28 protein-coding genes and 1 riboswitch are annotated in these 24,914 nt (G+C 72.2%); of the genes, 14 read left to right on the top strand and 14 right to left on the bottom strand.

Going from position 1 to position 24,914, the window contains the following annotated elements; translation table 11 throughout:
* Positions 1-212: 212 nt before the first annotated feature.
* Together ABT085_RS01960 and ABT085_RS01955 are read left to right on the top strand one after the other, a co-directional pair.
* Entirely contained in the window at positions 213-452 is a 240-nt protein-coding gene (locus tag ABT085_RS01960) for a toxin-antitoxin system HicB family antitoxin (protein WP_351600525.1), read from the top strand.
* 4 nt (positions 453-456) lie between these two features.
* Positions 457-831: a fic family toxin-antitoxin system, toxin component gene (locus tag ABT085_RS01955; protein WP_351600523.1), complete on the top strand. Its 375-nt coding sequence runs from the start codon at positions 457-459 to the stop codon at positions 829-831.
* A gap of 20 nt (positions 832-851) precedes the next feature.
* On the opposite strand, the gene ABT085_RS01950 is transcribed toward ABT085_RS01955, so the two are convergent.
* From ABT085_RS01950 to bioB, 4 genes are all read right to left on the bottom strand, one after another.
* Complete coding sequence (locus tag ABT085_RS01950; RefSeq protein WP_351600521.1) at positions 852-1,541, bottom strand: class I SAM-dependent methyltransferase; 690 nt, start codon at positions 1,539-1,541, stop codon at positions 852-854.
* Between the two features lie 187 nt (positions 1,542-1,728).
* Positions 1,729-2,457 carry a dethiobiotin synthase gene (bioD, locus tag ABT085_RS01945; protein WP_351600519.1) on the bottom strand — a complete coding sequence of 243 codons (729 nt, stop codon included), beginning with the start codon at positions 2,455-2,457 and terminating at the stop codon, positions 1,729-1,731.
* A gap of 3 nt (positions 2,458-2,460) precedes the next feature.
* Entirely contained in the window at positions 2,461-3,741 is a 1,281-nt protein-coding gene (locus ABT085_RS01940) for an adenosylmethionine--8-amino-7-oxononanoate transaminase (protein ID WP_351600517.1), read from the bottom strand.
* The gene (gene bioB, locus ABT085_RS01935) at positions 3,734-4,927 is read right to left on the bottom strand and encodes a biotin synthase BioB (protein WP_351600515.1); all 1,194 of its coding nucleotides are present in this window, start codon (positions 4,925-4,927) and stop codon (positions 3,734-3,736) included. The genes ABT085_RS01940 and bioB overlap by 8 nt, the downstream gene beginning before the upstream one ends.
* A gap of 147 nt (positions 4,928-5,074) precedes the next feature.
* On the opposite strand from bioB, the gene ABT085_RS01930 reads away from it, so the two are divergent.
* Complete coding sequence (locus ABT085_RS01930) at positions 5,075-6,202, top strand: 8-amino-7-oxononanoate synthase (RefSeq protein ID WP_351600513.1); 1,128 nt, start codon at positions 5,075-5,077, stop codon at positions 6,200-6,202.
* A 137-nt stretch (positions 6,203-6,339) separates the two neighbouring features.
* Here ABT085_RS01930 and ABT085_RS01925 read toward each other — a convergent pair whose 3' ends face one another.
* Entirely contained in the window at positions 6,340-6,564 is a 225-nt protein-coding gene (locus ABT085_RS01925; protein WP_351600511.1) for a DUF397 domain-containing protein, read from the bottom strand.
* A 9-nt stretch (positions 6,565-6,573) separates the two neighbouring features.
* Positions 6,574-7,431 (bottom strand): helix-turn-helix domain-containing protein, encoded by an 858-nt coding sequence (locus ABT085_RS01920; protein WP_351600510.1) that lies wholly within the window; start codon positions 7,429-7,431, stop codon positions 6,574-6,576.
* Between the two features lie 209 nt (positions 7,432-7,640).
* Between ABT085_RS01920 and ABT085_RS01915 the strand changes: the two genes are divergently transcribed.
* Positions 7,641-8,099: an ATP-binding protein gene (locus tag ABT085_RS01915; RefSeq protein ID WP_351600508.1), complete on the top strand. Its 459-nt coding sequence runs from the start codon at positions 7,641-7,643 to the stop codon at positions 8,097-8,099.
* A gap of 75 nt (positions 8,100-8,174) precedes the next feature.
* Here ABT085_RS01915 and ABT085_RS01910 read toward each other — a convergent pair whose 3' ends face one another.
* From ABT085_RS01910 to ABT085_RS01900, 3 genes are all read right to left on the bottom strand, one after another.
* Positions 8,175-8,648, bottom strand: a complete 474-nt coding sequence (locus ABT085_RS01910; RefSeq protein ID WP_351600506.1) for a C40 family peptidase — start codon at positions 8,646-8,648, stop codon at positions 8,175-8,177.
* Between the two features lie 3 nt (positions 8,649-8,651).
* A riboswitch (cyclic di-AMP (ydaO/yuaA leader) is annotated at positions 8,652-8,822 on the bottom strand.
* Positions 8,823-9,201: 379 nt separating this feature from the next.
* Positions 9,202-9,510 (bottom strand): hypothetical protein, encoded by a 309-nt coding sequence (locus tag ABT085_RS01905; RefSeq protein WP_351600504.1) that lies wholly within the window; start codon positions 9,508-9,510, stop codon positions 9,202-9,204.
* Positions 9,511-9,517: 7 nt separating this feature from the next.
* Positions 9,518-10,189: an ATP-dependent Clp protease proteolytic subunit gene (locus tag ABT085_RS01900; RefSeq protein ID WP_351600498.1), complete on the bottom strand. Its 672-nt coding sequence runs from the start codon at positions 10,187-10,189 to the stop codon at positions 9,518-9,520.
* Between the two features lie 73 nt (positions 10,190-10,262).
* Here ABT085_RS01900 and ABT085_RS01895 point away from each other — a divergent pair, with 73 nt between their 5' ends.
* The 8 genes from ABT085_RS01895 to ABT085_RS01860 all read left to right on the top strand — a co-directional run bounded on the left by ABT085_RS01895 (position 10,263) and on the right by ABT085_RS01860 (position 17,392).
* Positions 10,263-10,541 (top strand): type II toxin-antitoxin system Phd/YefM family antitoxin, encoded by a 279-nt coding sequence (locus tag ABT085_RS01895; protein WP_351600496.1) that lies wholly within the window; start codon positions 10,263-10,265, stop codon positions 10,539-10,541.
* Between the two features lie 354 nt (positions 10,542-10,895).
* Positions 10,896-11,198 carry an urease subunit gamma gene (locus ABT085_RS01890; protein WP_162468422.1) on the top strand — a complete coding sequence of 101 codons (303 nt, stop codon included), beginning with the start codon at positions 10,896-10,898 and terminating at the stop codon, positions 11,196-11,198.
* Positions 11,199-11,210: 12 nt separating this feature from the next.
* The gene (locus tag ABT085_RS01885) at positions 11,211-11,522 is read left to right on the top strand and encodes an urease subunit beta (RefSeq protein WP_351600494.1); all 312 of its coding nucleotides are present in this window, start codon (positions 11,211-11,213) and stop codon (positions 11,520-11,522) included.
* On the top strand, positions 11,515-13,236 hold the full coding sequence (locus ABT085_RS01880) for an urease subunit alpha (RefSeq protein WP_351600492.1): 1,722 nt from the start codon (positions 11,515-11,517) through the stop codon (positions 13,234-13,236). Before ABT085_RS01885 ends, ABT085_RS01880 begins: the two co-directional genes overlap by 8 nt.
* Positions 13,236-13,910, top strand: a complete 675-nt coding sequence (locus ABT085_RS01875; RefSeq protein ID WP_351600491.1) for an urease accessory protein UreF — start codon at positions 13,236-13,238, stop codon at positions 13,908-13,910. Before ABT085_RS01880 ends, ABT085_RS01875 begins: the two co-directional genes overlap by 1 nt.
* 260 nt (positions 13,911-14,170) lie before the next feature.
* Positions 14,171-14,854: an urease accessory protein UreG gene (gene ureG / locus ABT085_RS01870; RefSeq protein ID WP_351600489.1), complete on the top strand. Its 684-nt coding sequence runs from the start codon at positions 14,171-14,173 to the stop codon at positions 14,852-14,854.
* A complete protein-coding gene (locus ABT085_RS01865) occupies positions 14,836-15,603 on the top strand; it encodes an urease accessory protein UreD (RefSeq protein WP_502982594.1) in 768 nt (255 codons plus the stop codon). The genes ureG and ABT085_RS01865 overlap by 19 nt, the downstream gene beginning before the upstream one ends.
* Positions 15,604-15,796: 193 nt before the next feature.
* A complete protein-coding gene (locus tag ABT085_RS01860; RefSeq protein ID WP_351600485.1) occupies positions 15,797-17,392 on the top strand; it encodes an alpha/beta hydrolase in 1,596 nt (531 codons plus the stop codon).
* Positions 17,393-17,533: 141 nt separating this feature from the next.
* On the opposite strand, the gene ABT085_RS01855 is transcribed toward ABT085_RS01860, so the two are convergent.
* The 5 genes from ABT085_RS01855 to ABT085_RS01835 all read right to left on the bottom strand — a co-directional run bounded on the left by ABT085_RS01855 (position 17,534) and on the right by ABT085_RS01835 (position 23,708).
* A complete protein-coding gene (locus tag ABT085_RS01855; RefSeq protein WP_351600483.1) occupies positions 17,534-18,259 on the bottom strand; it encodes a lysophospholipid acyltransferase family protein in 726 nt (241 codons plus the stop codon).
* 142 nt (positions 18,260-18,401) lie between these two features.
* Positions 18,402-20,861, bottom strand: a complete 2,460-nt coding sequence (locus ABT085_RS01850) for a SpoIIE family protein phosphatase (RefSeq protein ID WP_351600481.1) — start codon at positions 20,859-20,861, stop codon at positions 18,402-18,404.
* A 149-nt stretch (positions 20,862-21,010) separates the two neighbouring features.
* Positions 21,011-22,249: an ornithine--oxo-acid transaminase gene (rocD, locus tag ABT085_RS01845; RefSeq protein WP_351600477.1), complete on the bottom strand. Its 1,239-nt coding sequence runs from the start codon at positions 22,247-22,249 to the stop codon at positions 21,011-21,013.
* On the bottom strand, positions 22,249-23,067 hold the full coding sequence (gene ddaH, locus ABT085_RS01840; RefSeq protein WP_351600476.1) for a dimethylargininase: 819 nt from the start codon (positions 23,065-23,067) through the stop codon (positions 22,249-22,251). The genes rocD and ddaH overlap by 1 nt, the downstream gene beginning before the upstream one ends.
* Positions 23,068-23,183: 116 nt before the next feature.
* The gene (locus ABT085_RS01835; RefSeq protein WP_351600474.1) at positions 23,184-23,708 is read right to left on the bottom strand and encodes an Lrp/AsnC family transcriptional regulator; all 525 of its coding nucleotides are present in this window, start codon (positions 23,706-23,708) and stop codon (positions 23,184-23,186) included.
* Between the two features lie 77 nt (positions 23,709-23,785).
* Between ABT085_RS01835 and ABT085_RS01830 the strand changes: the two genes are divergently transcribed.
* Positions 23,786-24,541 carry a LytR/AlgR family response regulator transcription factor gene (locus ABT085_RS01830; RefSeq protein WP_351600472.1) on the top strand — a complete coding sequence of 252 codons (756 nt, stop codon included), beginning with the start codon at positions 23,786-23,788 and terminating at the stop codon, positions 24,539-24,541.
* Between the two features lie 10 nt (positions 24,542-24,551).
* Positions 24,552-24,911, top strand: a complete 360-nt coding sequence (locus ABT085_RS01825) for a hypothetical protein (protein WP_351600470.1) — start codon at positions 24,552-24,554, stop codon at positions 24,909-24,911.
* Positions 24,912-24,914: the final 3 nt, after the last annotated feature.

Here is a 24,914-nt window from a genome sequence, read left to right as displayed (position 1 = left end):
CGAGCGGGACGCAGACAGGGCACGAGCGGGACGCAGGCAGGACGCGAGCGGGACGCAGGCAGGACGCGAGCGGGACATGAGCGGGACGCGGATGGGACGCGAGCGGGCCAGTGAGGGGCGAGGGTCGGCCGAGGCCGGGAGCGGGGCCGGACGAAGCGCGGCGGCCGTGGCGGCACTTGCCGGTGCTAGCGTTCCGGCGCTAGCGTCGAGACATGGCGAAGACCCAGCTGAACGTACGCGTGGACGAGGGCACCGCCCGCGCGGCGCGTGAACGCGCCCTGGCCCGTGGCGTGAGTGTCAACCGCTATATCGAGGAACTGGTCAGACAGGACACCGGAGAGGCGGGCCACGCCTTCGTGGAGGCCGCCGCGGACTTCATGAAGCAGTACGAGGCCGTCTTCGCCGAGGACTTGGGCACGGACGGCGACCGCCGGACCGAAGGCCGCGGCTGATCCGTTGTCCGACCTCAGGATCGACCTGGCCTGGCTGCTCATGCTCGCCGAACAGCGGACACCGGGCGATGCCCGGGTCACCGACTGGGGCGCCCTCGTCGCCGCGGTCGCCCGCCATCGGGCCGAGATCTTCGACGTCCCCGTGTACGACAGCCCCCACGCGCGCGGCGCGGCGCTGCTCCAACTCCTCATCCACATACCGGCGCTGGAGCGCTCCAACGCGCTGTTCGCGTCCGCGGTCGCCTATGGCTACCTTGTCGCCAGCGGCCTCAAGGTGGTCACCACGCCGGAGCGGGTACGTGATCTGGCCCGCCTGGTGAAGAGCGGAGAGGCCTCCGTCGACGACATCGCGCGCGAACTGCGGCAGTGGAGCGCCTGAGCCGGCTCCGAAGCCCGCTGTCAGTCCGCCGGTCCAGGGCGCCAGGCCGCGCCCAGCGCACAGAACGAGGTGGGCAGCCGGGGTCCCTTCTCCGGCAGCGCCAGGCTCCGGTAGGGACCGATCAGGAACCCGGCGTCACGCAGCGCGCCGACCGGGTCCCGCGCCAGATGGCAGCCGCCGGCCAGCCGCGGCCACACCGTACGGTCCAGCAGGCGCTGGGTGGCCGTCATCACCGGGCCGCCGCCCCTGCCGTGCTCGAAGAACCGCACCTGGCCGCCGGGCCGCAGGACCCGCCTCGCCTCGGCCAGCGCCCGCTCCACATCGCGCACACTGCACAGCACCAGACTGAGGACGACCGCGTCGAAGGCCTCGCTCTTGACCGGCAGCGCCTCCGCCGCGCCCGGTACGACGTCCACCGGGACCTCGCAGCGCAGCGCCGCCTCCATCGCCGCGTGCCGCAGCAGCCGTTCGGGTTCGATGGCGACGACCTCGGAGACCGTGCGCGGATAGTGGGCGAAGTTCAGCCCGTTGCCGGCGCCGATCTCGATCACCCGCCCCGACAGCCCGGCGAGCAGCCGCTCCCGCACGCGGCCCATGCCGAACCTGGTCTCGGCGGTGACGCTCACGCGGGCGTAGTAGCGGGCGAACAGCGGATGGTGGACGGGATCCCCGGCCACCTGGCCGGAGTTGACGACGGGCCGTGCGGGCATGGCGACCTCCCGGACAGGACGGGGCCCTACGGGGGGATTGTCCCCCGCGGAGCCCCTTCGCACCCCCGACCGCGCCGATCCGCGCGGACGGACGGCTGCGTCCCGCACAGGGCCCCGCGAGGCCGGTCCCCGCCCGGACCCGACCTCGGCCCGCGCCGCCACCGGCACCGGCCGTCTCCGCCCGTGTTCAGCCGTCGTCGCCGTCCGCCTCCCGCGCGCGGAACGCCTCCGCGTCCCAGCTGCCGTCCAGGCGGGGCGCCAGCCAACCCGGCGCCACCCGGCGGAAGTCGGCGGGTGCGAGCGCCCCGGCACCCGCGGGCAGCGCCCCGAGCAGCGGTGCGCCCGAGACGACCGGCAGGTCCGCCACATTGCAACGGGACGCGAGATCGGGCGATTCGGGCCAGCTGCCGATCACCACACCCAGCAACTCGATCTCACGCAGGCGCAGCTCACGTGCCGTCAGTTCGGTCGTGTTCAGCGTGCCCAGGCCCGCCGAGGCCACCACCAGCACCGGGGCGCGCAGCAGCCGTGCCACGTCCGCCAGCGTCCCGCCCGCTTCGTCGAACCGTACGAGCAGCCCGCCGGCGCCCTCGACGAGCACCAGGTCGTGTTCCGTGGCCAGCTTCTGGGCCGCGTCCGCCACGTCCTGCGGACGCACCGGTGCCAGCCCGGCCCGCCGGGCCGCCGTGCCGGGCGCCAACGGCTCCGGATAGCGGGCGAGTTCGCCCGCCGTCAGCACACCGGCCAGCCGTACGACCTCCTCGGCGTCACCCGGCTCGTCGGGCCGCACGCCCGTCTGGGCGGCCTTCAGCACGGCCACCGAGCGGCCGGCGGCGAGCGCCGCCGCGGCGACCGCCGCCGTGGTGACGGTCTTGCCGACCTCCGTGCCCGTCCCCGTGATCACCAGTACCGGCATGTGTCATCCCTCCCGCGCCGCGGCGCACACCGCGCGCGCGATCCGTGCCACGTCCGCGTCATCGGTGACGTACGGCGGCATCGTGTAGACCAGATCGCGGAACGGGCGCAGCCACACGCCCTCGCGCACCGCGGCCGAGGTGGCCGCCGCCATGTCCACCGGACGGTCGAGCTGGACGACCCCGACGGCACCGAGGACGCGTACGTCCTTCACCCCGGGCAGCGCGGAGGCCGGCTCCAGCCCCTCGCGCAGCCCCGTCTCGATCCGGCCGACCTCGGCCCGCCAGTCCTGGCCGAGCAGCAGCTCGACCGAGGCGCAGGCCACGGCCGCCGCCAGGGGGTTGCCCATGAACGTGGGGCCGTGCGCCAGCACCGGTACCTCGCCGCGCGAGATGCCGTCGGCCACCCGGGTGGTGCACAGCGTCGCCGCCATGGTCAGGTAACCGCCGGTCAGTGCCTTGCCCACGCACATCACGTCCGGCGTCACCGCCGCGTGCTCCGCCGCGAACAGGGCGCCCGTACGGCCGAATCCGGTCGCGATCTCGTCGAAGACCAGCAGGACGTCGTGCGCGTCGCACGCCTCGCGCAGCACGCGCAGATACGCGGGGGAGTGGAACCGCATCCCGCCCGCGCCCTGCACCACCGGCTCGACGATCACCGCGGCCAGGTCGTCCGCGTGTTCGGCGACGGCCGCGCGCAGCAGTTCGGCGTAGGACTCGTCGTACTCCGCGGGCGGGGCGTCCGTGAAGACCTGACGCGGCAGCACCCCGCTCCACAGCTCGTGCATCCCGCCCTCGGGATCGCACACCGACATCGGCTGCCAGGTGTCACCGTGGTAGCCGCCCCGCCAGGTCAGCAGCCGCCGTTTCGCGGGGCGGCCCAGCGAACGCCAGTACTGGAGGCACATCTTCACCGCGACCTCGACCGACACCGAACCGGAGTCGGCGAGGAAGACATGCTCCAGGCCGGCCGGGGTGATGTCGACCAGGAGCTTCGCCAGCCGTACGGCGGGCTCGTGGGTGAGCCCGCCGAACATCACATGGCTCATCCGCGACAGCTGCTCGCGGGCGGCCTCGTTCAGCACCGGGTGGTTGTAGCCGTGGATCGCCGACCACCAGGACGACATGCCGTCGACCAGTTCGCCCGAACCGTCGGCGAGGGTCAGCCGCACTCCGCTCGCCGACGCCACGACCAGCGGCTCCTGGCGGCCCGGCATCGGGCCGTAGGGATGCCAGACGTGGCGTCGGTCCAGTTCGAGCAGTTCGGGCACGTTCAGGTCAGGCATTGGGCGCGAGGTCCGTACCGGCTCCCCGGCGGCGTACGGCGACGAGGTCCGGGCGCGGCTCGTCGACCCGCGGGGCGGGGGCGGCGGCCGCGGGGGCGGAGCCGCAGACGCCGGCGCCGCCGTGGCAGCCGGTGTCGCCGTCGTCGTGGCAGCCGCCGCTCTCGCCGTCGTGGCAGCCGCCGGAGCGGTGCTCGGGCAGCGTCACCTGGTCGGCGCCCTCCACCTCGAACCCGGCGTCGGCGATCATCTCCAGGTCGGCCTTGCCCGCCTGGCCCTCACTGGTCAGGTAGTCCCCGAGGAAGATCGAGTTGGCCAGGTGCAGGGCGAGCGGCTGCATCGTACGGAGATGCACCTCGCGGCCGCCCGCGATCCGCACCTCGACGTCCGGGCACACGAACCGCACCATCGCCAGGATCCGCAGGCAGCGCTGCGGGGTGAGGTTCCACTCCTTGGCCAGCGGGGTGCCCTCGAACGGGATCAGGAAGTTCACCGGAACGGAGTCGGGGTCGAGCTCGCGCAGCGAGAAGACCACGTCGACCAGGTCCTCGTCGCTCTCGCCCATGCCCGCGATCAGCCCCGAGCACGCCGACAGACCGGCCGCGTGGGCCTTCTGCACGGTGTCCACGCGGTCGGCGTAGGTGTGCGTGGTGGTGATGTCCGCGTAGGTCTCCTCGGACGTGTTGAGGTTGTGGTTGTACGCGTCCGCACCCGCCTCGCGCAGCCGCTCCGCCTGGCCGTCGGAGAGCAGGCCGAGGCAGGCGCACACCTCCACGCCCTCGTTCTGGTCCTTGATGGCCTTGATGGTGTCCGAGACCCGCTCCACGTCCCGGTCGGTCGGACCGCGCCCGCTGGCCACCAGGCAGACCCGCTTGGCGCCGCCGGCCAGACCGGCCGCCGCGGCCTGGGAGGCCTCGTCCGGCTTGAGCCAGGTGTACTTGAGGATCCCGGCCGTCGAGCCCAGCCGCTGCGAGCAGTAGGAGCAGTCCTCCGGACACAGCCCGGACTTCAGGTTGACGAGGTAGTTGAGTTTCACCCGTCGGCCGAACCACTGCCGGCGCACCTTGCCGGCCGCGGCCACCACATCGAGCAGTTCGTCGTCGGAGGTGGCCAGTACGGCGAGTGCTTCCTCACGGCTCGGCAGCTCGCGCCGAAGCCCCTTCTCCACCAGCGTGTTCAGCAGGTCCATGAGAGCCGATCCTGTCGTAAGGACCTGCTCGGGGCCAAGGTGACTTCACACAAGAGAGACACTTCGTGGTGTGTGGATTGCCACATCCTGGCCCGACGACTGTCCGGCTAGGGTCTGTCCATTGCCTACAAAATCCCCGGAGGACCCATGGCGTTCGGCTGGATCGACGAGCAGGCGGAACTGCGCGGCCGGGCCGGACTCGTACGGACCCTGCGCCCGCGCCCGGCCGGCTCGCCGCTCCTCGACCTCGCGAGCAACGACTACCTCGGCCTGGCCCGCCACCCCGAGGTCACCGAGGGCGCGGCGCGCGCGGCGCGGACGTGGGGCGGCGGCGCGACCGGCTCCCGGCTCGTCACCGGCACCACCGAACTGCACGCCGAACTCGAACGGGAACTGGCCGCCTTCTGCGGCTTCGAGGCGGCCCTGGTCTTCTCCTCCGGCTACGCCGCCAACCTCGGGGCCGTCTCGGCCCTGGCCCCGCACGGCTCGCTGATCGTCTCGGACGCGGGCAACCACGCCTCGCTGATCGACGGCTGCCGGCTGGCCCGGGGCGGCACCCAGGTCGTCGCGCACGCGGACCCGGACGCCGTGCGCAAGGCGCTGCGGACCCACGAGGGGCCCGCGGTGGCCGTCTCCGACTCGGTCTTCTCGGTCGACGGCGACGCCGCGCCGCTGGCCGCGCTCGCCCGGGTCTGCCGGGAGCACGGCGCCGGACTGGTCGTCGACGACGCGCACGGGCTCGGTGTGCTGGGCGACGGCGGCCGCGGAGCCCCGTACGCGGCCGGGCTCGCGGGCACCGACGACGTCGTGGCGACGGTCACCCTGTCCAAGTCGCTGGGCAGTCAGGGCGGTGCCGTGCTCGGCCCGGCCCGGGTGATCGACCATCTGGTCAACGCGGCGCGGACGTTCATCTTCGACACCGGTCTCGCCCCCGCGGCGGCGGGCGCGGCCCTGTCGGCCCTGCGGCTGCTGCGCCGCGAGCCCGGGCGCGCGGCACGGGCCCGCACGGTGGCGGGCGAACTGCACGCACGCCTGACGGCCGCGGGCCTGGAGGCGGTACGTCCGGACGCCGCGGTCGTCTCCGTGCGGGCACCGTCCCCGGAGCAGGCTGTGCAGTGGGCGGCCGACTGCCGGGCGGCGGGTGTCGTGGTGGGCTGCTTCCGTCCTCCTTCCGTGCCCGACGGGATCTCGCGGCTTCGGCTCACCGCGCGCGCGGACCTCACCGAGGAGCAGATCGCGCACGCGGTGCGGGTGATCGACGAGACACGACCATGAGTCGGCGTGACACGGTCCTGTTTCGCCTTTTCGTCAATTGCCGCTGAACGACGGATTTTTGACACCGTTGTGGTGCGAATGTGATGCCGATCGGTATCGGACCGATGTTGGCCGGAGTGGACCAGGAATGACCGGAATCAGCGGAATGTGGCCGTGAATTTCGCCCAGCTCTCGGGGGAGAAGAGCAGCGCGGGTCCGGCCGGATCCTTGGAGTCGCGTACGGCGAGCAGTCCGGCCCAGGGCCCTCGGCCGGGCCGTGCCGTCTCGACGCAGTTGTTCGCTCCCGTGCTGTAGCTGCTGCGCAGCCACATCGCGCCGTGCAGCTGCGTGGCGGGGACCGTGTTCCGAGGCAGTGCAGTCATGGTGCCTCCTTATGTGTCGTCACCTATCCCGGCGATGAAATCCAATGAGTCCTCGGGTGAAAGGGCGTGTGTCCTGAGGGTGTTGAAGGCCTCCGAGTACGCCTGGAGGTCTTCTCTCCGTTCGAGGTAGAGGCTACTCGTCATGTGGTCGAGAACAACCACATCCAGATCAGAAGTGCTCGGAAATGACAAGATAACGAAAGGTCCGGTGATGCCAATGTGTGCTCCCGCCCGGAACGGCAGGACCTGGAGCCGCACTTGGGGCAGCCGTCCCGCCTCCACCAGACGCCGCAACTGACGCGCCATCACCTCGGGTCCGCCGACCTCCCGGCGCAGCACCGCCTCGTCCAGGACCGCGGTCAGCTCCAGCGGGCGATGGGTGCGCAGCACGTCCTGCCTGGCCAGCCGCACCTCGACCAGCGCGTCCAGCCGTTCCTCGTCCAGTCCTTCGACCGCGGCGCGGGTCACCGCGCGGGCGTACTCGGGCGTCTGCAACAACCCTGGAACCACGGAAGTCTCCAGCGTGCGCATCGCGCTCGCCTGTGACTCCAGACTGATGAAATCCCGGTAGGTGGGCGGGAGAACACCACGGTACGCGTGCCACCAGTGGTCCCGGCCGCCGTCGTGGGAGCCTGCCAGTATCAGCAGCAACTCCCGCAGTTCCGCCTCGGCGACGCCGTACGCGTCCAGGAGCAGCCGCACATCGGCCGGTTTCACCCCGCTGGCGCCGGTCTCGATCCGGCTGACCTTCGACTGGTGCCAGCCCACCAGTCGGGCCGCCTCACCACTGGTGAGCCCGGTGCGGGCGCGCAGTGCGCGGAGTTCGGCGCCCAGTTTCCGGCGGCGCACGGCGGGACCGTACTGCATGGGGAAACTCCCTACTCCTATCGAGCCGCCCAAATACGGTCTGCCGTGGCAGAGTTCACCGCTTCGAGCGACAGATATATGCATATCTCGGTGGATCGGCACCGCGACCGGCCCGGTAATGGCAGTCTGGCGAAGAAGCACCAGTCCGGGACCGTACTCGAATCCGCTCCTTGTCGGACTGCGGTCCCGTGGGAAGGGACGACGTCGCCATGGCAGACCATCTGGAAGCATCCGTCACTCTGCCGAGCGATCCAGCCTCGGTCTCCGCGGCCCGCAACTTCGTGGCGTGCTCCCTCGTGGAGTGGGGCCTGCCCGCGGAGGCCGAAATGGCCGACACCGTCCGACTGATCGTCTCCGAACTCGCCACCAACGCCGTACAGCACACATTCGGGCAGTCCCCGACGTTCACGGTCGATCTCACTCTCGACCGTGACGAGCGGCTGCGCGTCGGTGTCACGGACAGCCATCCGCGCTTCCCCAAACGGCTGCCGGCCGCTGTCCAGCAGGACAACGGCCGGGGCATGGTGATCGTCCGCTGGCTCACCACCGAGTGCGGCGGACGGCTGCACGTCCGTCCGACCGTCGAGGGGGGCAAGACGGTCTGCATCGAGCTCCCGTGGTCCGTCCCGGCCCGGCCGGTGCCTGCCGCGGGGCAGCAGGAGCCTTGAGGGCCGTGCGCCCGGCCGGGGAGGGGTCCCGGTGCGGTGGCGGCGTGCCGGGGCGCCGCCACCGGACCGGGCGGATCAGCTCACACGGCCGTACCAGACGCTCTTCGTCCAGATCTTCTGGAGCCGCACCACGTCCCCCGTCTTCGGGGCGTGCCAGATCTTTCCCTTTCCGGCGTAGATGCCGACGTGGTAGACGCTGGAACCCGAGTGGAAGAACACGAGGTCTCCGGCCTTGCGATGGCGGGCCGACACGTGGTGGGTCTTGTTGTACTGCTGGGCCGCGGTGCGGGGCAGCTTCTTGCCCGCCTTCTTGAACGCGTACAGCGTGAGCCCCGAGCAGTCGAACCTGCGCGGCCCGGTGGCGCCGTACCGGTACGGCGAGCCCTTCTTGGAGGCCGCGATCTTGAGAGCCTTCGTCGCGGTCGTGGCGGCCACCGCGTCCGCGGAGAGGCCCGGAACCACGATCGAGCCGCCCACGGCGGCGATGGTGAGCGCCGAGGCCGTACCGGCCCGGACCATCAGCGACGGGACACGATTGAGCGCAGTCATGCGCAACCCTTCGTCAGCCGCCTGTGAAGGATGACCTGTCGGATTCGGGCTGGCGAAGTTGCCCGGCCGCGATGCGGCTTCACCCCAAGGGCTGCTCGGGCCGGCCATGGCTTGACCGTTCCGGCGAACCCGTCGTGCCTGGGTCCTCCACTCCTGCCGATGCACTCCTGTCGACCGGTCATCCGGGCGGCGGCAGGACTCGGCGTCCGCCCGGACCGCCCCGCCGCTGTGGCGGGGGCTTGTCGTCAGACAGGGATCTTCACTCACAGGTGAACGAAAATCCCAACGGAACCGTGGATTTGTGTTGTTACTCACCACTCACCCGTTCGGGTGGACGCCCGTTTGTTCGATCAGCCGTCCAGGGGAACGACGGGCCCCGGACCAGCGGCGGAGCGCTTCACCTCGCCTTCGTGCTACGCGCGTTGCGCGACCCTGGAGGACCGAGAAAACGATTCGCCGCTACTGCATCAGGGGGTACGTCGTTCGGCGCGTTTGAACTCGGCCCCGGACGCTTCGCGCACCGCGCGGAACGTCCGGGGCGGCCGAGGGCGGGTCAACTGTCGGAGTGCGAGGGCACGGTGACACGCGCCGTGCGGCGCTCCCCGTCCAGGACGCGCAGCGCCCGCGCGAGCGTCGGCGCGTGCAGTTCGGCCTCGCCCCGCTGGTGCATCAGCGCCAGCGCGTCGCGCAGCGCGGTCGCCCGGCCCACCAGCGCCTGGGCGGCCCGCAGTCCGCGGTAGGTGTCCCCGTGGTGCGCGGGGTTGACGCGGCCGAGCAGGTCGACCACCTCCAGGTAACGGTCGATCAACTCGCCCTCGGCCCGGGTCAGGGCGGGCAGCGGCGGGAGCTCCGGCGGCAGCATCCGCGGCTCACCTCGCACCGGGAGCGGTGGGCCCGCCCGGTGTGCCGGACGTGCCCGGTGCGGCGGGCGGCACGTCACGGCCGTCGATGACGCGGTCCACCAGGCCGTACTCCAGCGCGCCCCGCGCGTCCAGGACCGTCTCCCGTTCGATGTCCGCGGCCACCTGCTCCGGCGTGCGGCCCGTGTGCCGGGCCAGCATCTCCTCCAGCAGGGTCCGGGTGCGCGCCAGTTCCTCCGCCTCGACGGCGAGATCGCTCACCTGGGCCTCGACCGGCCCGGGAAGCGCCGGCTGGCGGATCGACACCCGGGCGCCCGGCAGCGCGTACCGTCGGCCCGGCGTGCCCGCGGCCAGCAGCACCGCGGCGGAGGCCCCGGCCCGGCCCATGCAGAACGTCTCCACGTCGCAGCCGACGTAGCGCATGGTGTCGTAGACGGCGGTCATCGCGCTGAACGAGCCGCCGGGGGAGTTGATGTACAGCGAGATCGCCCGGTCCGGTGCCGCGTGCTCCAGGTGCATGAACTGCGCGATCACGTCGTTGGCCGAGGTGTCGTCGATCGGTGCCCCCAGCAGGACGATCCGTCCCTCCAGCAGCTTCGCGTACGGATCCAGCGTCCGTTGCCCGAAGCCCGTGCGTTCGGTGAACTCCGGCAGGACATGGCGGGCGGACGGTCGGGTCATGGCGTACCCCCTCCTCGCGACAAAGTGTCTCTGTAAAAAATGTACAGGACGTACGTGACGTTATGATGGGGGTATGGCCTACGAGATTCCGGTGACGCAAGCCAGGGCTGAACTCGCCGACCTGATCAACCGCGTCGTGTACGGCGGTGAGCGCGTCGTCGTGACCCGGCACGGCAAGCCCCTCGTCGCCCTCGTCTCGGCCGCGGACCTGGAGCGGCTGGACGGGCTCGACGGCCCCGAGGAGGAGCAGATGATCAGCTCGGTCTCCGCGGTCCGCGAGGTCGCGGCAGCTCCCCGGGAGCGTCAGCGCTTCGGGATCGCCGCCGAGCACCGGGGGACCGGCCCCGCCTGACCGGACGCGCCTGCCCGGCCCCCGCCCGATCGGGCGCGCGGCCGGGCCGCCCGGCCTGTCCGATGCGGGACGCCGTCCGGACGACCGGCGCGAGGTCGCGCTCCGCGGCGGGTTCCGTGGTCCGCGCGTGCTCCTTCGGCGCGCTGCCGGCCGGCAGCGCGGCCGGAACCGGCTGTGGGGGACGGATCGCGCGGCGGTCCGCGCGTGCGCCGGGCCGCGGACTCGATCACAGCTTGGTTAACTTGCTCGAAACTCGCTCCAACTAGCCTGCCGATCCACGCCATCAGGGACGCTGCCCCGGGGCTGCGGCAACCGGACCCCGCACGGTCCGGAGCGAGGACTGTGAGGTGGGACGTGCAACTGACCCCGCACGAGCAAGAGAGGCTGCTGATCCATGTGGCGGCCGACGTCGCCGAGAAGCGCCGGGCCCGTGGCCTCAGGCTGAACCACCCCGAGGCGGTCGCGCTCATCACGTCGCACATCCTCGAAGGTGCGCGTGACGGCCGTACCGTCGCCGAACTCATGTCCTCCGGACGCAAGTTGCTCACCAGGGACGACGTCATGGACGGCATTCCCGAGATGATCCACGACGTCCAGGTCGAGGCGACCTTCCCGGACGGCACCAAACTCGTCACCGTCCACGACCCGATCGTCTGACGGGGGCGCGCCATGATTCCCGGAGAGATCCTGTTCACGGACGACCCGATCGTCTACAACGAGGGCCGCGAGGTCACCCGGCTCACCGTCCTCAACGCCGCCGACCGCCCCGTCCAGGTCGGCTCCCACTACCACTTCGCCGAGGCCAATCCCGGCCTGGACTTCGACCGTGCCGCCGCGCGCGGCAAGCGGCTGAACGTCGCCGCCGGCACCGCCGTGCGCTTCGAACCCGGGATCCCCGCCGAGGTCGAACTCGTCCCGCTCGCCGGTGCCCGGATCGTGCCCGGGCTGCGCGGGGAGACCGGAGGCGCCCTCGATGCCTGAGATCTCACGCGCCGCGTACGCCGACCTGTTCGGCCCGACGACCGGGGACCGCATCCGGCTCGCGGACACCGATCTGCTGATCGAGATCGAGGAGGACCGCTGCGGCGGGCCCGGACTCGCCGGTGACGAGGCCGTGTTCGGCGGCGGCAAGGTCATCCGCGAGTCCATGGGGCAGGCGCGCGCCACCCGGGCGGAGGGCACCCCGGACACCGTCGTCACGGGCGCGGTGATCGTCGACCACTGGGGGATCGTCAAGGCGGACATCGGCATCCGCGACGGGCGGATCACCGGGATCGGCAAGGCGGGCAACCCCGACACCATGGACGGGGTGCACCCGGATCTCGTGATCGGTCCGGAGACCGAGGTGATCGCGGGCAACGGGCGGATCCTCACCGCGGGCGCCGTCGACGCGCACGTCCACTTCATCTGCCCGCAGATCGCCGACGAGGCGCTCGCCTCCGGTGTCACCACGCTGGTCGGCGGCGGCACCGGACCGGCCGAGGGATCCAAGGCGACCACCGTGACGCCCGGCCCCTGGCATCTGGCCCGGATGCTGGCGGCGATGGAGTCCTACCCCCTGAACATCGGCCTGCTCGGCAAGGGCAACACCGTCTCGCAGGAGGCGATGCTGTCCCAGATCCGCGGCGGCGCGCTCGGGCTGAAGCTGCACGAGGACTGGGGCTCCACCCCGGCCGTCATCGACGCCTCGCTGACCGTCGCCGAACGGACCGGCATCCAGGTCGCGATCCACACGGACACCCTGAACGAGGCCGGGTTCGTGGGGGACACGCTCGCCGCGATCGCCGGGCGCGGGATCCACGCGTACCACACGGAGGGAGCGGGCGGCGGGCACGCGCCGGACATCATGACCGTGGTGTCCGAGCCGCACGTGCTGCCGAGCTCGACGAACCCGACCCGGCCGTTCACCGTCAACACCGCCGAGGAGCACCTCGACATGCTGATGGTGTGTCACCACCTCAACCCGGCGGTGCCGGAGGACCTCGCCTTCGCCGAGTCCCGGATCCGGCCGTCGACGATCGGGGCGGAGGACATACTCCACGACCTCGGCGCGATCTCCATCATCTCGTCCGACTCCCAGGCCATGGGGCGCGTCGGCGAGGTCGTCCTGCGGACCTGGCAGACGGCGCACGTCATGAAGCGGCGCCGGGGCGCGCTCCCCGGCGACGGGCGGGCGGACAACCACCGGGTGCGTCGCTATGTCGCCAAATACACGATCAACCCGGCCCTCGCCCAGGGACTCGCCCGCGAGATCGGTTCCGTGGAGAGCGGCAAGCTCGCCGACCTGGTGCTGTGGGAGCCCGCGTTCTTCGGCGTCAAGCCGCACCTCGTCCTCAAGGGCGGACAGATCGCGTACGCGCAGATGGGCGACGCCAACGCCTCGATCCCGACCCCGCAGCCGATCCTGCCGCGCCCGATGTTCGGGGCGATCGGGCGGGCGCCCGCGGCCAACTCGTTCAACTTCGTGGCCCCGGCGGCCGTCGAGGACGGGCTGCCGGAGCGGCTCCAGCTCGGGAAGCGGTTCGTCGCGATCGACTCCACGCGCGGGGTGACCAAGGCGGACATGCGCGAGAACGACGCGCGGCCGCGGGTCCGGGTCGACCCCGACAGCTTCGCCGTGCACATCGACGGGGAGCTCGTCGAGGCGACTCCGGCCGCCGAACTGCCCATGGCCCAGCGTTACTTCCTCTTCTGATGTCCAGGGCGGCACTGCTCGTCCTGGCCGACGGCCGCTTCCCCGCCGGAGGGCACGCGCACTCCGGCGGGGCCGAGGCGGCCGTCCGGGCCGGGCGGATCACGGGAGCGGCGAGCCTGGAGGACTTCGCCCGGGGCCGGCTGCACACGGCGGGACTGGTGTCGGCGTCCCTCGCCGCCGCGGCCGCGCTCGGGGTGGATCCGCCGGTGCTGGACGCGGCGGCGGACGCCCGTACGCCGTCCCCCGCGCTGCGTGCCGTCGCGCGCAGGCTGGGCCGGCAGCTGTTGCGGGCCGCCCGGGCGACCTGGCCGTCACCGGAACTCGACGCCGTGGCGGGCGGGTTCCCCAAGGGGATGCACCAGCCGGTGGTGCTGGGGCTGCTGGCGCGGGCGGCCGGACTCGGGGCCGTCGACGCCGCCTACTGCGCCGCGTACGAGAGCGTCGGCGGGCCGGCCACCGCGACGGTGCGGCTGCTGAGCCTGGACCCGTTCGACGCCACGGCGGTGCTGGCCCGGCTGGCGCCGGAGCTGGACCGGGTGGCGGACCGGGCGGTCGGGGCGGCCCGCCGGGTGCTCGACGAAGGGGTCGATGCGCTGCCGGCGGCCTCGGCTCCTCTGCTGGAGATCGACGCGGAGGCCCATGCCGCCTGGCCGGCCAGGCTGTTCGCGTCCTAGGGCCTGTCTGGCAATTCCCGCCGTCGCCCGAAGGGCGGCCCGGCGGCGTCAGGTGCCTGCTCTCGGCGCGCCGGCCCCAGCCCCGCGTACTGGACGTACTCGGGTCTGGGGCCGGTGCGGCGAGAGTGCGTGCATGGCGTCGCCGGGCAGACGGGAATTGTCAGACAGGCCCTAGGGCCGCGGCACCGGGGAGAACGACCGCAGCGCACACACGCGGACCGCTCGACAGGGCACCGCAGAACAATGGCAGGAGCCGCCTCATGCATCTCGACCACCTTCACGACGGCCCGTCCGCCGTGGGAGCCGACGCCCGGCGTCCCGACGGCCGTCGCCGGGCCCTGCGGATCGGCCTCGGCGGGCCCGTCGGGTCCGGCAAGACCGCCACCGTCGCCGCGCTCTGCCGCGCCCTGCGCGCGGAGCTGTCCCTCGCGGTCGTCACCAACGACATCTACACCCGGGAGGACGCCGAGTTCCTGCTGCGGGAGGCCGTGCTGCCGCCGGAGCGGATCACCGCGGTGGAGACGGGCGCGTGCCCGCACACGGCGATCCGGGACGACATCTCCGCCAACCTGGAGGCGGTGGAGGACCTGGAGGACGCGGTGGGGCCGCTGGACCTGATCCTCGTCGAGTCCGGCGGCGACAACCTCACCGCCACCTTCTCCAGGGGGCTGGTCGACGCGCAGATCTTCGTGATCGACGTCGCCGGGGGCGACGACATCCCGCGCAAGGGCGGCCCCGGGGTGACCACCGCCGACCTGCTGGTCGTCAACAAGACCGACCTCGCCCCGTACGTGGGGTCCGACCTCGGGCGGATGGCCTCGGACGCGAAGGCGCAGCGGGCCGAACTCCCGGTCGTCTTCCAGTCGTTGCGCGGCGAGGACGGAGTGCGGGAGGTCTCCGCCTGGGTGCGGGCGCGGCTCGCCGCCTGGACGGCGTGCGCGTGAACGGGGTCAGTGCCACCGCCGCGATCGTCGCGCGCGACGACGGCCGCGGTGGCACCGCCCTTCCGGTGCTGGAGAGCGACGGGCCGCTCGCGCTCCGGCGGACCCGGTCGAGCGGCCGCGAGGCGCACGTCATGCTCGTCGGTGCGATGAGCGGGCCGCACGGGGGCGACCGCCTCGCCGTCCGGGCCGAGGTCGGGCCCGGGACCCGGCTGCGCGTCGGATCGGCGGCCGCCACCATCGCGCTGCCGGGCCAGTCCAAGGCCGAGGCCCGCTACGACGTTCGGCTCGATGTCGCGGACGGCGGTGAACTCCACTGGCTGCCGGAGCAGTTGATCTCGGCCGGCGGGAGTGAGCTGTATGTGAGGACCCGGGTGGATCTGGCCGGCGCCGCTCGGCTCGTACTGCGCGAGGAGCAGGTGCTGGGGCGGGTCGGCGAGCAACCCGGACGGCTCACCAGCCGTCTCACTGTCCGGATCGACGGTCGGGTGCTGCTCGACCAGGAGCTCGGCTGCGGGCCGGGCGCACCCGGCGGCTGGGACGGTCCCGCCGTGCTGGCGGGTCATCGGGCCGTGGGGCAACTGGTCGTCGTCCGGCCGGAGTTCGCAGCCGAGCCGGTGGCGGCCCGGATGCTGGACGAGCAGGCCGTGCTCGTTCCGCTCGCCGGGCCCGGCGCGCTGGTGACCGCGGTCGCCGCGGACGCCCTGCGGTTGCGCCGGGTGCTGGACGGGGCGCTCGCGGAATTGGACTGAGCCCGCTCCGGTCCGAGCCGCCTGCGGGCCAAGTCGGGCCCGGACCGGGCCGGTTCGGCACCGGTCATCCGGTAACCGGAACATGGCACCCGGTTATCGGATTGGCAAAGAAGGTCAACGAACCCTGTTCTCAGGGACCTCACAGCCGAAATGATCCCTCTGCAGTCAATAACCAGATACGGAGAGTGCCCACTTGAGGGACATCAGACCGAGGAATCGAAAGACCGCGCTCGGTTCGGCCGGAGCGCTGGTCACCGCGACCCTGATAGCCGGCGCCTTCGCGGCGCCCGCGGCGAACGCGCAGAGCCGCCCCGGCCAGGACCGCGAGGCCCGCGGTGCCGCGATCGCCGCGGAGCGCGCCGCGAAGGCGGGGATCGACTGGAAGGACTGTCCCGCGGACTGGGGCTTCGAGAAGCCGATCCAGTGCGGTTACGTCACGGTCCCGCTCGACTACGCCCGGCCCGACGGCAAGAAGATCGAGCTGGCCGTCGACCGGATCGGCAACACGGGTACCAAGGAGGAGCGCCAGGGCGCCCTCGTGTACAACCCCGGCGGCCCCGGCGGCTCCGGTATGCGCTTCCCGCGCCGGGTCACCACCAAGAGCGCGCTGTGGGCCAACACGGCCAAGGCGTACGACTTCGTGGGCTTCGACCCGCGCGGCGTCGGCCACTCCGCGCCCATTTCCTGCATCGACCCGCAGGAGTTCGTCAAGGCGCCCAAGGCCGACCCGGTGCCGGACTCCGAGGCGGACAAGCGTGCCCAGCGCAAGCTGGCCGCCGAGTACGCGGACGGCTGCTACGAGCGCAGCGGCGAGATGCTGCCGTACATGACCACGCCGAACACCGCCCGCGACCTGGATGTCATCCGGGCCGCGCTCGGCGAGAAGAAGCTCAACTACCTGGGCGTCTCCTACGGCACCTACCTCGGCGCCGTCTACGGCACGCTCTTCCCGGGCCATGTCCGGCGCATGATCGTGGACAGCGTCGTCAACCCGTCGCGCGAGAACATCTGGTACCAGGCCAACCTGGAGCAGGACATCGCGTTCGAGGGCCGCTGGAAGGACTGGGAGGACTGGGTCGCCGCCAACGACGCCACCTTCCACCTGGGCACCACGCGTGCCGCGGTCCAGGCGAAGTGGCTGGACGTGCGGGCCGCCGCGAAGAAGAGCCCCATCGGCGGGGTCGTCGGCCCGGCCGAGCTGATCTCCTTCTTCCAGAGCGCCCCGTACTACGACTCCTCGTGGGTGCCGGTCGCCGACGTCTTCGCCAAGTACGTCGCCGGTGACACCCAGGCGCTGGTCGACGCCGCCGCTCCCGACCTGTCCGACACCGCGGGCAACATCGCCTCGGAGAACGGCAACGCCGTCTACACGGCCGTCGAGTGCACCGACGCCAAGTGGCCCACCAGCTGGAAGAAGTGGGACCGCGACAACACGCGGCTCAACAAGGCCTACCCGTTCATGACGTGGGCCAACGCGTGGATGAACCTGCCGTGTGCCACCTGGCCCGTCAAGCAGCAGACCCCGGTGAACGTGAAGACCGGCAAGGGTCTGCCGCCGGTGCTGATCGTGCAGTCGCAGCGTGACGCCGCCACGCCTTACGCGGGTGCCGTCGAGCTGCACCAGCGGTTCAAGGGCTCGCGTCTGATCACCGAGAAGGACGCCGGCTCGCACGGTGTGACCGGCCTGGTGAACCCCTGCATCAACACCCGGGTGGACACCTACCTGCTCACCGGCAAGGTGGACGCCGCGGACGTGACCTGCGCGCCGCACGCCACGCCGAAGGCGTAACCGGCTGCCGTACACCAGCGAGGGGTGGCGGGGACACGTCCCCGCCGCCCCTCGCTCAGGACCGGGCGTCCAGCCAGGCGTCCTCCGCGGCGTAGTCGAACAATTCGGCGTAGACACACGCGAGTCCGGTGAACGCCGTCCTCAACTCAGCGGCATCCTCGGGAACCTGGGCTGCCGGGCCGTCGGGTCTCCCGCCAGTTCGGCCTTGACGTCGGCCGCGTACCGGTCGACGTACTCCTGCTCGGACAGCGCCAGGATGGCGTACATGAGCTCGTCGGTGACGGCGCGCAGGATCGCCTTCTCGTTCTCCATCCCCGCGTAGCGGGAGAAGTCCAGCGGCTTGCCGAAGCGGATCGCCACGGGGTGGATGCGCGGCAGGACCCGGCCCGGCGGCTGTGCCTCGAAGGTGCCGATCATCGCGCACGGCACGATCGGCACACCGGCCCGCAGGGCCATCACCGCCACGCCGACCTTGCCCTTGTACAGCCGCCCGTCGTGCGACCGGGTGCCCTCCGGGTAGATGCCCAGCAGTTCGCCCTTGCGCAGCACGCCCAGGCCCTCGCGGATCGCGGCCTGCCCCGCCTCCTTGCCGGTGCGGTCCACCGGGATCTGCCCGATGCTGTGGAAGAACGCGGCGGTCAGCCGGCCCTTCAGGCCCGAGCCGGTGAAGTACTCGGACTTCGCGAGGAAGGTGATGCGCCGCTTGAGGATCGCGGGCATCAGGAAGTGGTCGGCGAAGGAGAGATGGTTGCCCGCGACGATGGCCGCGCCCGACGCCGGTACGTGTTCCAGGCCTTCGATCCGGGGACGGAAGAGCACTCTCAGCAGGGGGCCCAGCACCACGTACTTCAGGACGTAGTAGATCACGGCTCGCCTCTCACCCCTCCACGGTCGACCGACGTGCTTTCGCAAGCTTCCCGCGATGCGCAGGTCCAGGCAATCTCGTCGGCATGTCCGTGCGCGGGGGACACGCGAGGGCGGCGGCGGCCTCCGGCAGGAGCGCGACGTGTCATCCCGTGTGCCCGGCCAGGGACTGCTCGGCCCAGATGATCTTGCCGTCGGGGACGAAGCGCGTCCCCCACCGGTCGGCGAACTGGGAGACCAGCAGCAGGCCGCGCCCGCCCTCGTCCGTGGTGCGCGCATGGCGCAGATGCGGCGCGGTGGCGGAGCCGTCGAAGACCTCGCACACCAGGGCGTGCCCCCGGATCAGCCGGAGCCGGATCGGGCCTGCCGAGTGCCGGATCGCGTTGGTGACCAGCTCGCTGACGACCAGTTCCGTGCTGAACGTCAGCTCCTTCAGCCCCCATTGCGCCAGTTGCCGGGTGGCCGACCTGCGGGCCTCGGCGACGACCTCCGGATCGGCCGGCAGGTCCCAGGACGCGAGGTGCCCGGCGTCCAGTCGCCGGGTGCGGGCCATCAGCAGGGCGACGTCGTCGTGCGGCCCGGTCGGCACCAGCGCCTCGATCACGTCCCGGCAGCGCAGCTCCAGGCTGGGCGACGGACGCTCCAGGGCCGTGCGCAGCCGGTCGCGGTCCGCGTCGGCGAACTGCTCCTGCGTACTGTGCGCCAGCAGACCGTCGGTGTGCAGGACCAGGGTGCTGCCCTCCTCCAGGGTCAGCTCCACCGCCTCGAAGGGCGGACCGCCCACCCCCAGCGGCGGCCCCTGGGGGAGCTCGATGAAGGTGATGCCGCCGTCCGGCGCGATCACCACCGGCGCGGGATGGCCCGCGGCGGCCATCCCGCAGCGTCCCTCGACCGGGTCGTAGACGACGTACAGGCACCCGGCGCCCAGGGTCCCGGCCTCGTCGCCCCCCTCGGGGTCCGCCCCGGTCACCTCCTCGCGCGCCGAGCGGGCGACCAGGTCGTCCAGATGGCCGAGCACCTCGTCCGGCGGGAGGTCGAGCGCGGCCAGGGTGTCCACGGCGGTCCGCAGCCGCCCCATGGCCGCGGCGGCCTGGATCCCGTGGCCGAGCACCTCGCCCACCACCAGGGCCACCCGCGCGCCGGACAGCGTGATGAGGTCGTACCAGTCGCCTCCGAGGCCCGTCAGCTCGTCGGCGGGCCGGTAGCAGGCGGCCGCCTCCACCGCGTCCTGCTCGGGCAGCCTGCGCGGCAGCAGATTGCGCTGGAGGACGAGCGCGGACAGGCGCTCGCGGGTGTAGCGGCGGGCGTTGTCGACGCACACGGCCGCCCGCGAGGCGATGTCCTCGGCCAGGGCCAGGTCGTTCTCGTCGAAGGGCTCCTGGCGGTGCCGCCGGTAGAGCAGGGTGATTCCGAGGGTGATGCCGCGCGCCCGCAGCGGCACGATCAGCACACTGTGCAGCCCCAGCTCCACGAACGTGGCTTCCTTGCCCGCCGGGATGTTCGTCGCCCACTCCCGGGCCAGCGGGTCGAGGCGTTCCTCGTGCCACGAGGTGCCGGTGGACAGGCACCGCACCGGAGGGGACCCGGCCGCGTAGGCGGCGGTCTGCCCGATGGCGACGACGGCCTCGGGCATGTTCGCCTGCGCGGACCGCTGGGCGACCCGGCGAAGCCGCAGCGGGTCCACGTCGCGCAGGGGTCCGGGCGCGAGCTCGGCGCCGCGCAGTACCGGCTCCAGCAGGTCCACGGTGACGAAGTCGGCGAAGGCGGGGACCACCACGTCGGCCAGCTCCTGCGCGGTGCGCATGATGTCCAGGCTGCGGCCGATGTGCTCGCCGCACCGGTCCAGCAGCGCCTGCCGCCGCCGAGCCCGGTGCAGCTCGGTGATGTCCATGACCGTGTAGTACACGCCCACCGGGTGGCCCTGCTCGTCCTCCAGACGGGTGAACGACATCATGTGGGCCGTCTCGCGGTGCGGCGCGGACCGTACGCGGCCCACGTGCTCGTAGCCGGTCACCGTCTCCCCGGTCTCCAGCACGTGCCGCATCCGGGCTTCCATGCGGTCGGTGTCCAGGCCCGGCTGGATGTCCGAGATCCGCAGGCCCAGGCGCTGCTGCGGGGCCCCGCCGCCGAACTGCGCGAGGGCCTCGTTGGACCACACGCAGCGCAGGTCCCGGTCCACGATCGCGATACCGATCGGCGACTGGACCAGCTGTTCCAGCATGCCGCGGCTCAGGTCCAGGCCCGCCGCCCCGGACAGCTCCGACAACAGCATCAGCAGCCGGGCCGGGCCCGCGCCGTCCTCGGCCCGCACCAGCCGGGCCATGACGGTGACCGGGCGCCCGTCGCCGGCCCGGACGGTGAGCAGTCCCGCCCAGCCGCCGTGCGCACGGCACTGCTCGACCAGCTCCGGCACCCGCGGCGCGTCCCGCTCGCCGAGCAGGTCGGCCAGCCCCCGGCCGACCGCCTCCGCGGCCGGGTACGCCAGCAGCCGCCGGGCACCGTCCGTCCAGCCGGTCACCACGCCCTTCGCGTCGAGCAGCAGGGGCGCGGCGTCGGCCACGTCGAAGCGCGGGCGAGCCACGTCGTGCTCCTCGTGTGCGCTCACGGCCGGCCTCTCTGGCGTATGAGTGTGGTCCACCCCCACTCGACAGTCTCACCCTGCGCAACCGCAGGCGCCCGCGCCACCGCAGGACACGGCGACCCCGTCCGTAGGAGCCGGACGGGCTCGAACGGACGGGGTCGCGCGGGCCCGGATCAGGCCGCCTGCGTGAGCACCTTCGCCAGGGCGGTGAGCGCACCGGCCAGTTCCTCGCCGGTGATCGTCAGCGGCGGTGCCAGCCGGATCGTGGAACCGTGGGTGTCCTTGACCAGGATCCCCTCGCGCATCAGGCGCTCGCTGATCTCGCGGCCGGTGCCGATGGCCGGGTCGATGTCGACGCCCGCCCACAGCCCCCGGGCGCGGAAGCCGACCACGCCCTGGCCGGTCAGCGCGGTCAGGCCGACGCGCAGGGCCGTGCCCAGTTCGGCGGCCCGGCGCTGGAACTCGCCCGTCTCCAGCAGCTCGACGACCGCCGTGCCGACCGCGGCGGCGAGCGGGTTGCCGCCGAACGTGGAGCCGTGCTCGCCCGGCCGCAGCACGCCGAGGACCTCCCGGCGGGCCACCACGGCCGACACTGGCACGATGCCGCCGCCCAGCGCCTTGCCCAGCAGCAGGACGTCCGGGACGACCCCCTCGTGCTCGACCGCGAGGGTGCGGCCGGTGCGGCCCAGCCCCGACTGGATCTCGTCCGCGACGAACAGGCAGTTCTCGCGCCGGGTCAGCTCCCGGACACCGGCCAGATAGCCGTCGTCCGGGATCACGACGCCCGCCTCGCCCTGGATCGGCTCGATGAGCACCGCGGCCGTCGTCTCGTCGACCGCCGCCCGCAGCGCCGCCAGGTCGTTGTACGGCACCACCCGGAAGCCCGGCGTGAAGGGGCCGAAACCGGCGCGCGCCGTCTCGTCCGTGGAGAAGCCGACGATCGTCGTCGTACGGCCGTGGAAGTTGTCCGCCGCGACCACGATCGTGGCCCGGTCGGCGGGCACGCCCTTGACCTCGTACGCCCACTTGCGGGCCACCTTGATCGCGCTCTCCACCGCCTCCGCGCCGGTGTTCATGGGCAGCACCATGTCCAGACCGGTCAGCGCGGCGAGCCGCTCGGCGAATCCGGCGAGCATGTCGTTGTGGAACGCGCGCGAGGTCAGGGTCAGCCGGTCGAGCTGGCGGTGCGCCGCCTCGATCAGCGCCGGATGGCGGTGGCCGAAGTTGAGCGCCGAGTAGCCGGACAGCATGTCGAGATAGCGGCGGCCCTCGACGTCCTCCACCCAGACGCCCTCGGCCCGGGAGACGACCACGGGCAGCGGATGGTAGTTGTGCGCGAGGACGGGCTCCTCCGCGCGGATCAGGTCGGCCGAGGTGCGGCTGTCCGGGAGCGTACGGGCGGGTGCGGTCATCAGCGGATCTCCTGGGTGCAGCACTTGATGCCGCCGCCGGCCTTGTGGAACTCGGACAGGTCGACGGGGACGGGGACGTAGCCGCGCTCGGCCAGCCGGGCGGCCAGCGCCTCGGCCTGCGGCGCGATGAACACGTGACGGCCGTCGGACACCGAGTTCAGGCCCCACGCCAGCGCGTCCTCGCGGGTGGCCAGGACGGCGTCCGGGAACAGCCGCTCCAGCACCTCGCGGCTGCCCGGCGAGAACGCCTGCGGGTAGTACACGATGTCGGCGTCGCGGCCCTCGCCGAGGACGAACAGCGCCGTGTCCAGGTGGTAGAAGTACGGGTCCACCAGCGTCAGGCCGATCACCGGCCGGCCGAAGAACTCCTGCACCTCCCGGTGCGCCTCACGGGTCGTGCGGAAGCCGGTGCCGGCCAGCAGGTACCGGCCCGTCCAGACCAGGTCGCCCTCTCCCTCGCAGACCGACTCGGGACGGTGCACGGTGAAGCCCGCGGTCTTGAACCACGTGTCGTAGTGCACGGCCTCGGGGCGCCGTTCGGGCGCGTGGAACAGCGAGCCGAAGACCCGGCCGCCGACGACGACCGCCGAGTTCGCGGCGAAGACCATGTCTGGCAGCCCGGCCACCGGCTCCACCGTCTCGACGGTGTGGCCGTGGGCCCGGTAGGCGCCGATCAGCGCCCGCCACTGCTCCTGGGCCAGATCGACGTCGACATGGGTGTCGGGATGCATCCAGGGATTGATCGCGTACTGCACGGCGAAGTGTCTGGGTTCGCAGACCAGGAAACGCCGGGAGCGTGGCACACGGCTTTCGGACACAGAGGGGTTCCTCCGCTTCCTACGGGTAACGACTGAGGGTGTACACCAAGGTAAGAAGTGACAGAACCGCACGACAAGGAACGAACCCTGCGTGTTCACGCAGCATCGCTGCGTCTTTACGCCGGTCGGCGCATGTCTGCTGCGTCCTGCACGGGCTCGGTGGGAGCCGGCTGGCTCGCGCCCGCCTCCGGGCTCTCCGGCAGCAGGTGGGAGAGCACCATCACGCTGATCGTCTTCCGGATGAACGGCTCCACACGGATCCGCTCCAGCACCTCCTCGAAGTGGTCCACGTCCCGGGCCCGCACATGCAGCAGCGCGTCGGCGCCGCCCGTCACCGTCATCGCCGCGGTGATCTCCGGATGGTTGCGCACCACCTCCGCCAGCCGCCGCGGCGGCGCCGCGCCCTCGCAGTACACCTCGACGTACGCCTCCGTGCTCCAGCCCAGCGCCGACGGCTTCACCGTGGCCGTGAACCCCGTGATCACCCCCGTGTCCCGCAGCCGGTCCACCCGGCGCTTCACGGCCGTCGAGGACAGACCGACCGCCGCGCCGATCTCGGCGAAACTGGTCCGGGCGTTCGCCATCAGCGCGGTGAGGATCTTCCGGTCGAGCTCGTCGAACGACGTGGGCCTGCTGTTCATGGCCGCACTGTATCCAGCGCGAACCCACACGCAGGGCACATGTCCAGACGTACCGATTGCTCCTACACTCCACCTTCATGCTGCGCGCCCTCGCCGTCGACGACGAACGCCCCTCGCTGGAGGAACTGCTCTACCTGCTCAACGCGGACCCCCGGATCGGCAGCGTGCAGGGCGCCGGCGACGCGACCGAGGCGCTGCGGCGCATCAACCGCGCCCTGGAGTCCGGCCCGCACGGCCCCGAGGCCGTCGACGTCGTCTTCCTCGACATCCACATGCCCGGTCTCGACGGCCTCGACCTGGCCCGGCTGCTGACCGGCTTCGCCCGGCCGCCGCTGATCGTGTTCGTCACCGCCCACGAGGACTTCGCCGTCCAGGCCTTCGACCTGAAGGCCGTCGACTACGTGCTCAAACCGGTCCGCAAGGAACGCCTCGCCGAGGCGGTACGACGGGCCGCCGAACTGCGCGGCACCACCGCCCGGTTCCCCGTGCACGAACCCGACCCCGACCAACTCCCGGTCGAACTGGGCGGCGTGACCCGTTTCGTCGCGGTCGACGACATCACCCATGTCGAGGCGCACGGCGACTACGCCCGGCTGCACACCGGCCGCGGCAGCCACCTCGTCCGCATCCCGCTGTCCACCCTGGAGGAGCGCTGGCGCTCGCGCGGATTCGTCCGCATCCACCGCCGCCACCTGGTCGCGCTGCGCCACGTCGGCGAACTCCGCCTGGACGCGGGTACGGTGAGCGTCCGGATCGGCACCGAGGAGCTCCAGGTCAGCCGCCGCCACGCACGCGAGCTGAGGGACCTGCTGATGCGCCGCCCGACCAGCTAGGAAGGAATCCGTGCCCCAGGACCCCGCCGAGCGCCGCGTCGTCGTCACCGGCCCGCCCCGCCGCACCGGACGAGCCTCCGGCTACTACCGCCCCCGCACCGAGATAGCCGAGCAGACCACCCTCGGCCACACCTACGTCCGCTCCCTGATGCGCACTCAACTACGGGCCGCGCTGGCCGTGTTCGCCGTCCTCGTGCTGCTCGTCGGCCCGCTCCCGCTGCTCTTCGCCGCCATGCCGGACGCCCGCCGCCTCGAATGGGCCGTCCTCGGCTTCTGCCTCTACGTCCCCCTCGTGCTGCTCGCCCGCTGGTACGTACGCCGGGCCGAACGCAACGAGCGGGACTTCGTGCTCCTGGTGGAGGACCGCTGAGCG

This window comes from Streptomyces sp. NPDC002265 (assembly GCF_040296125.1).
Lineage (GTDB): Bacteria > Actinomycetota > Actinomycetes > Streptomycetales > Streptomycetaceae > Streptomyces.
This window is presented reverse-complemented; position numbering and strand designations above follow the sequence as displayed.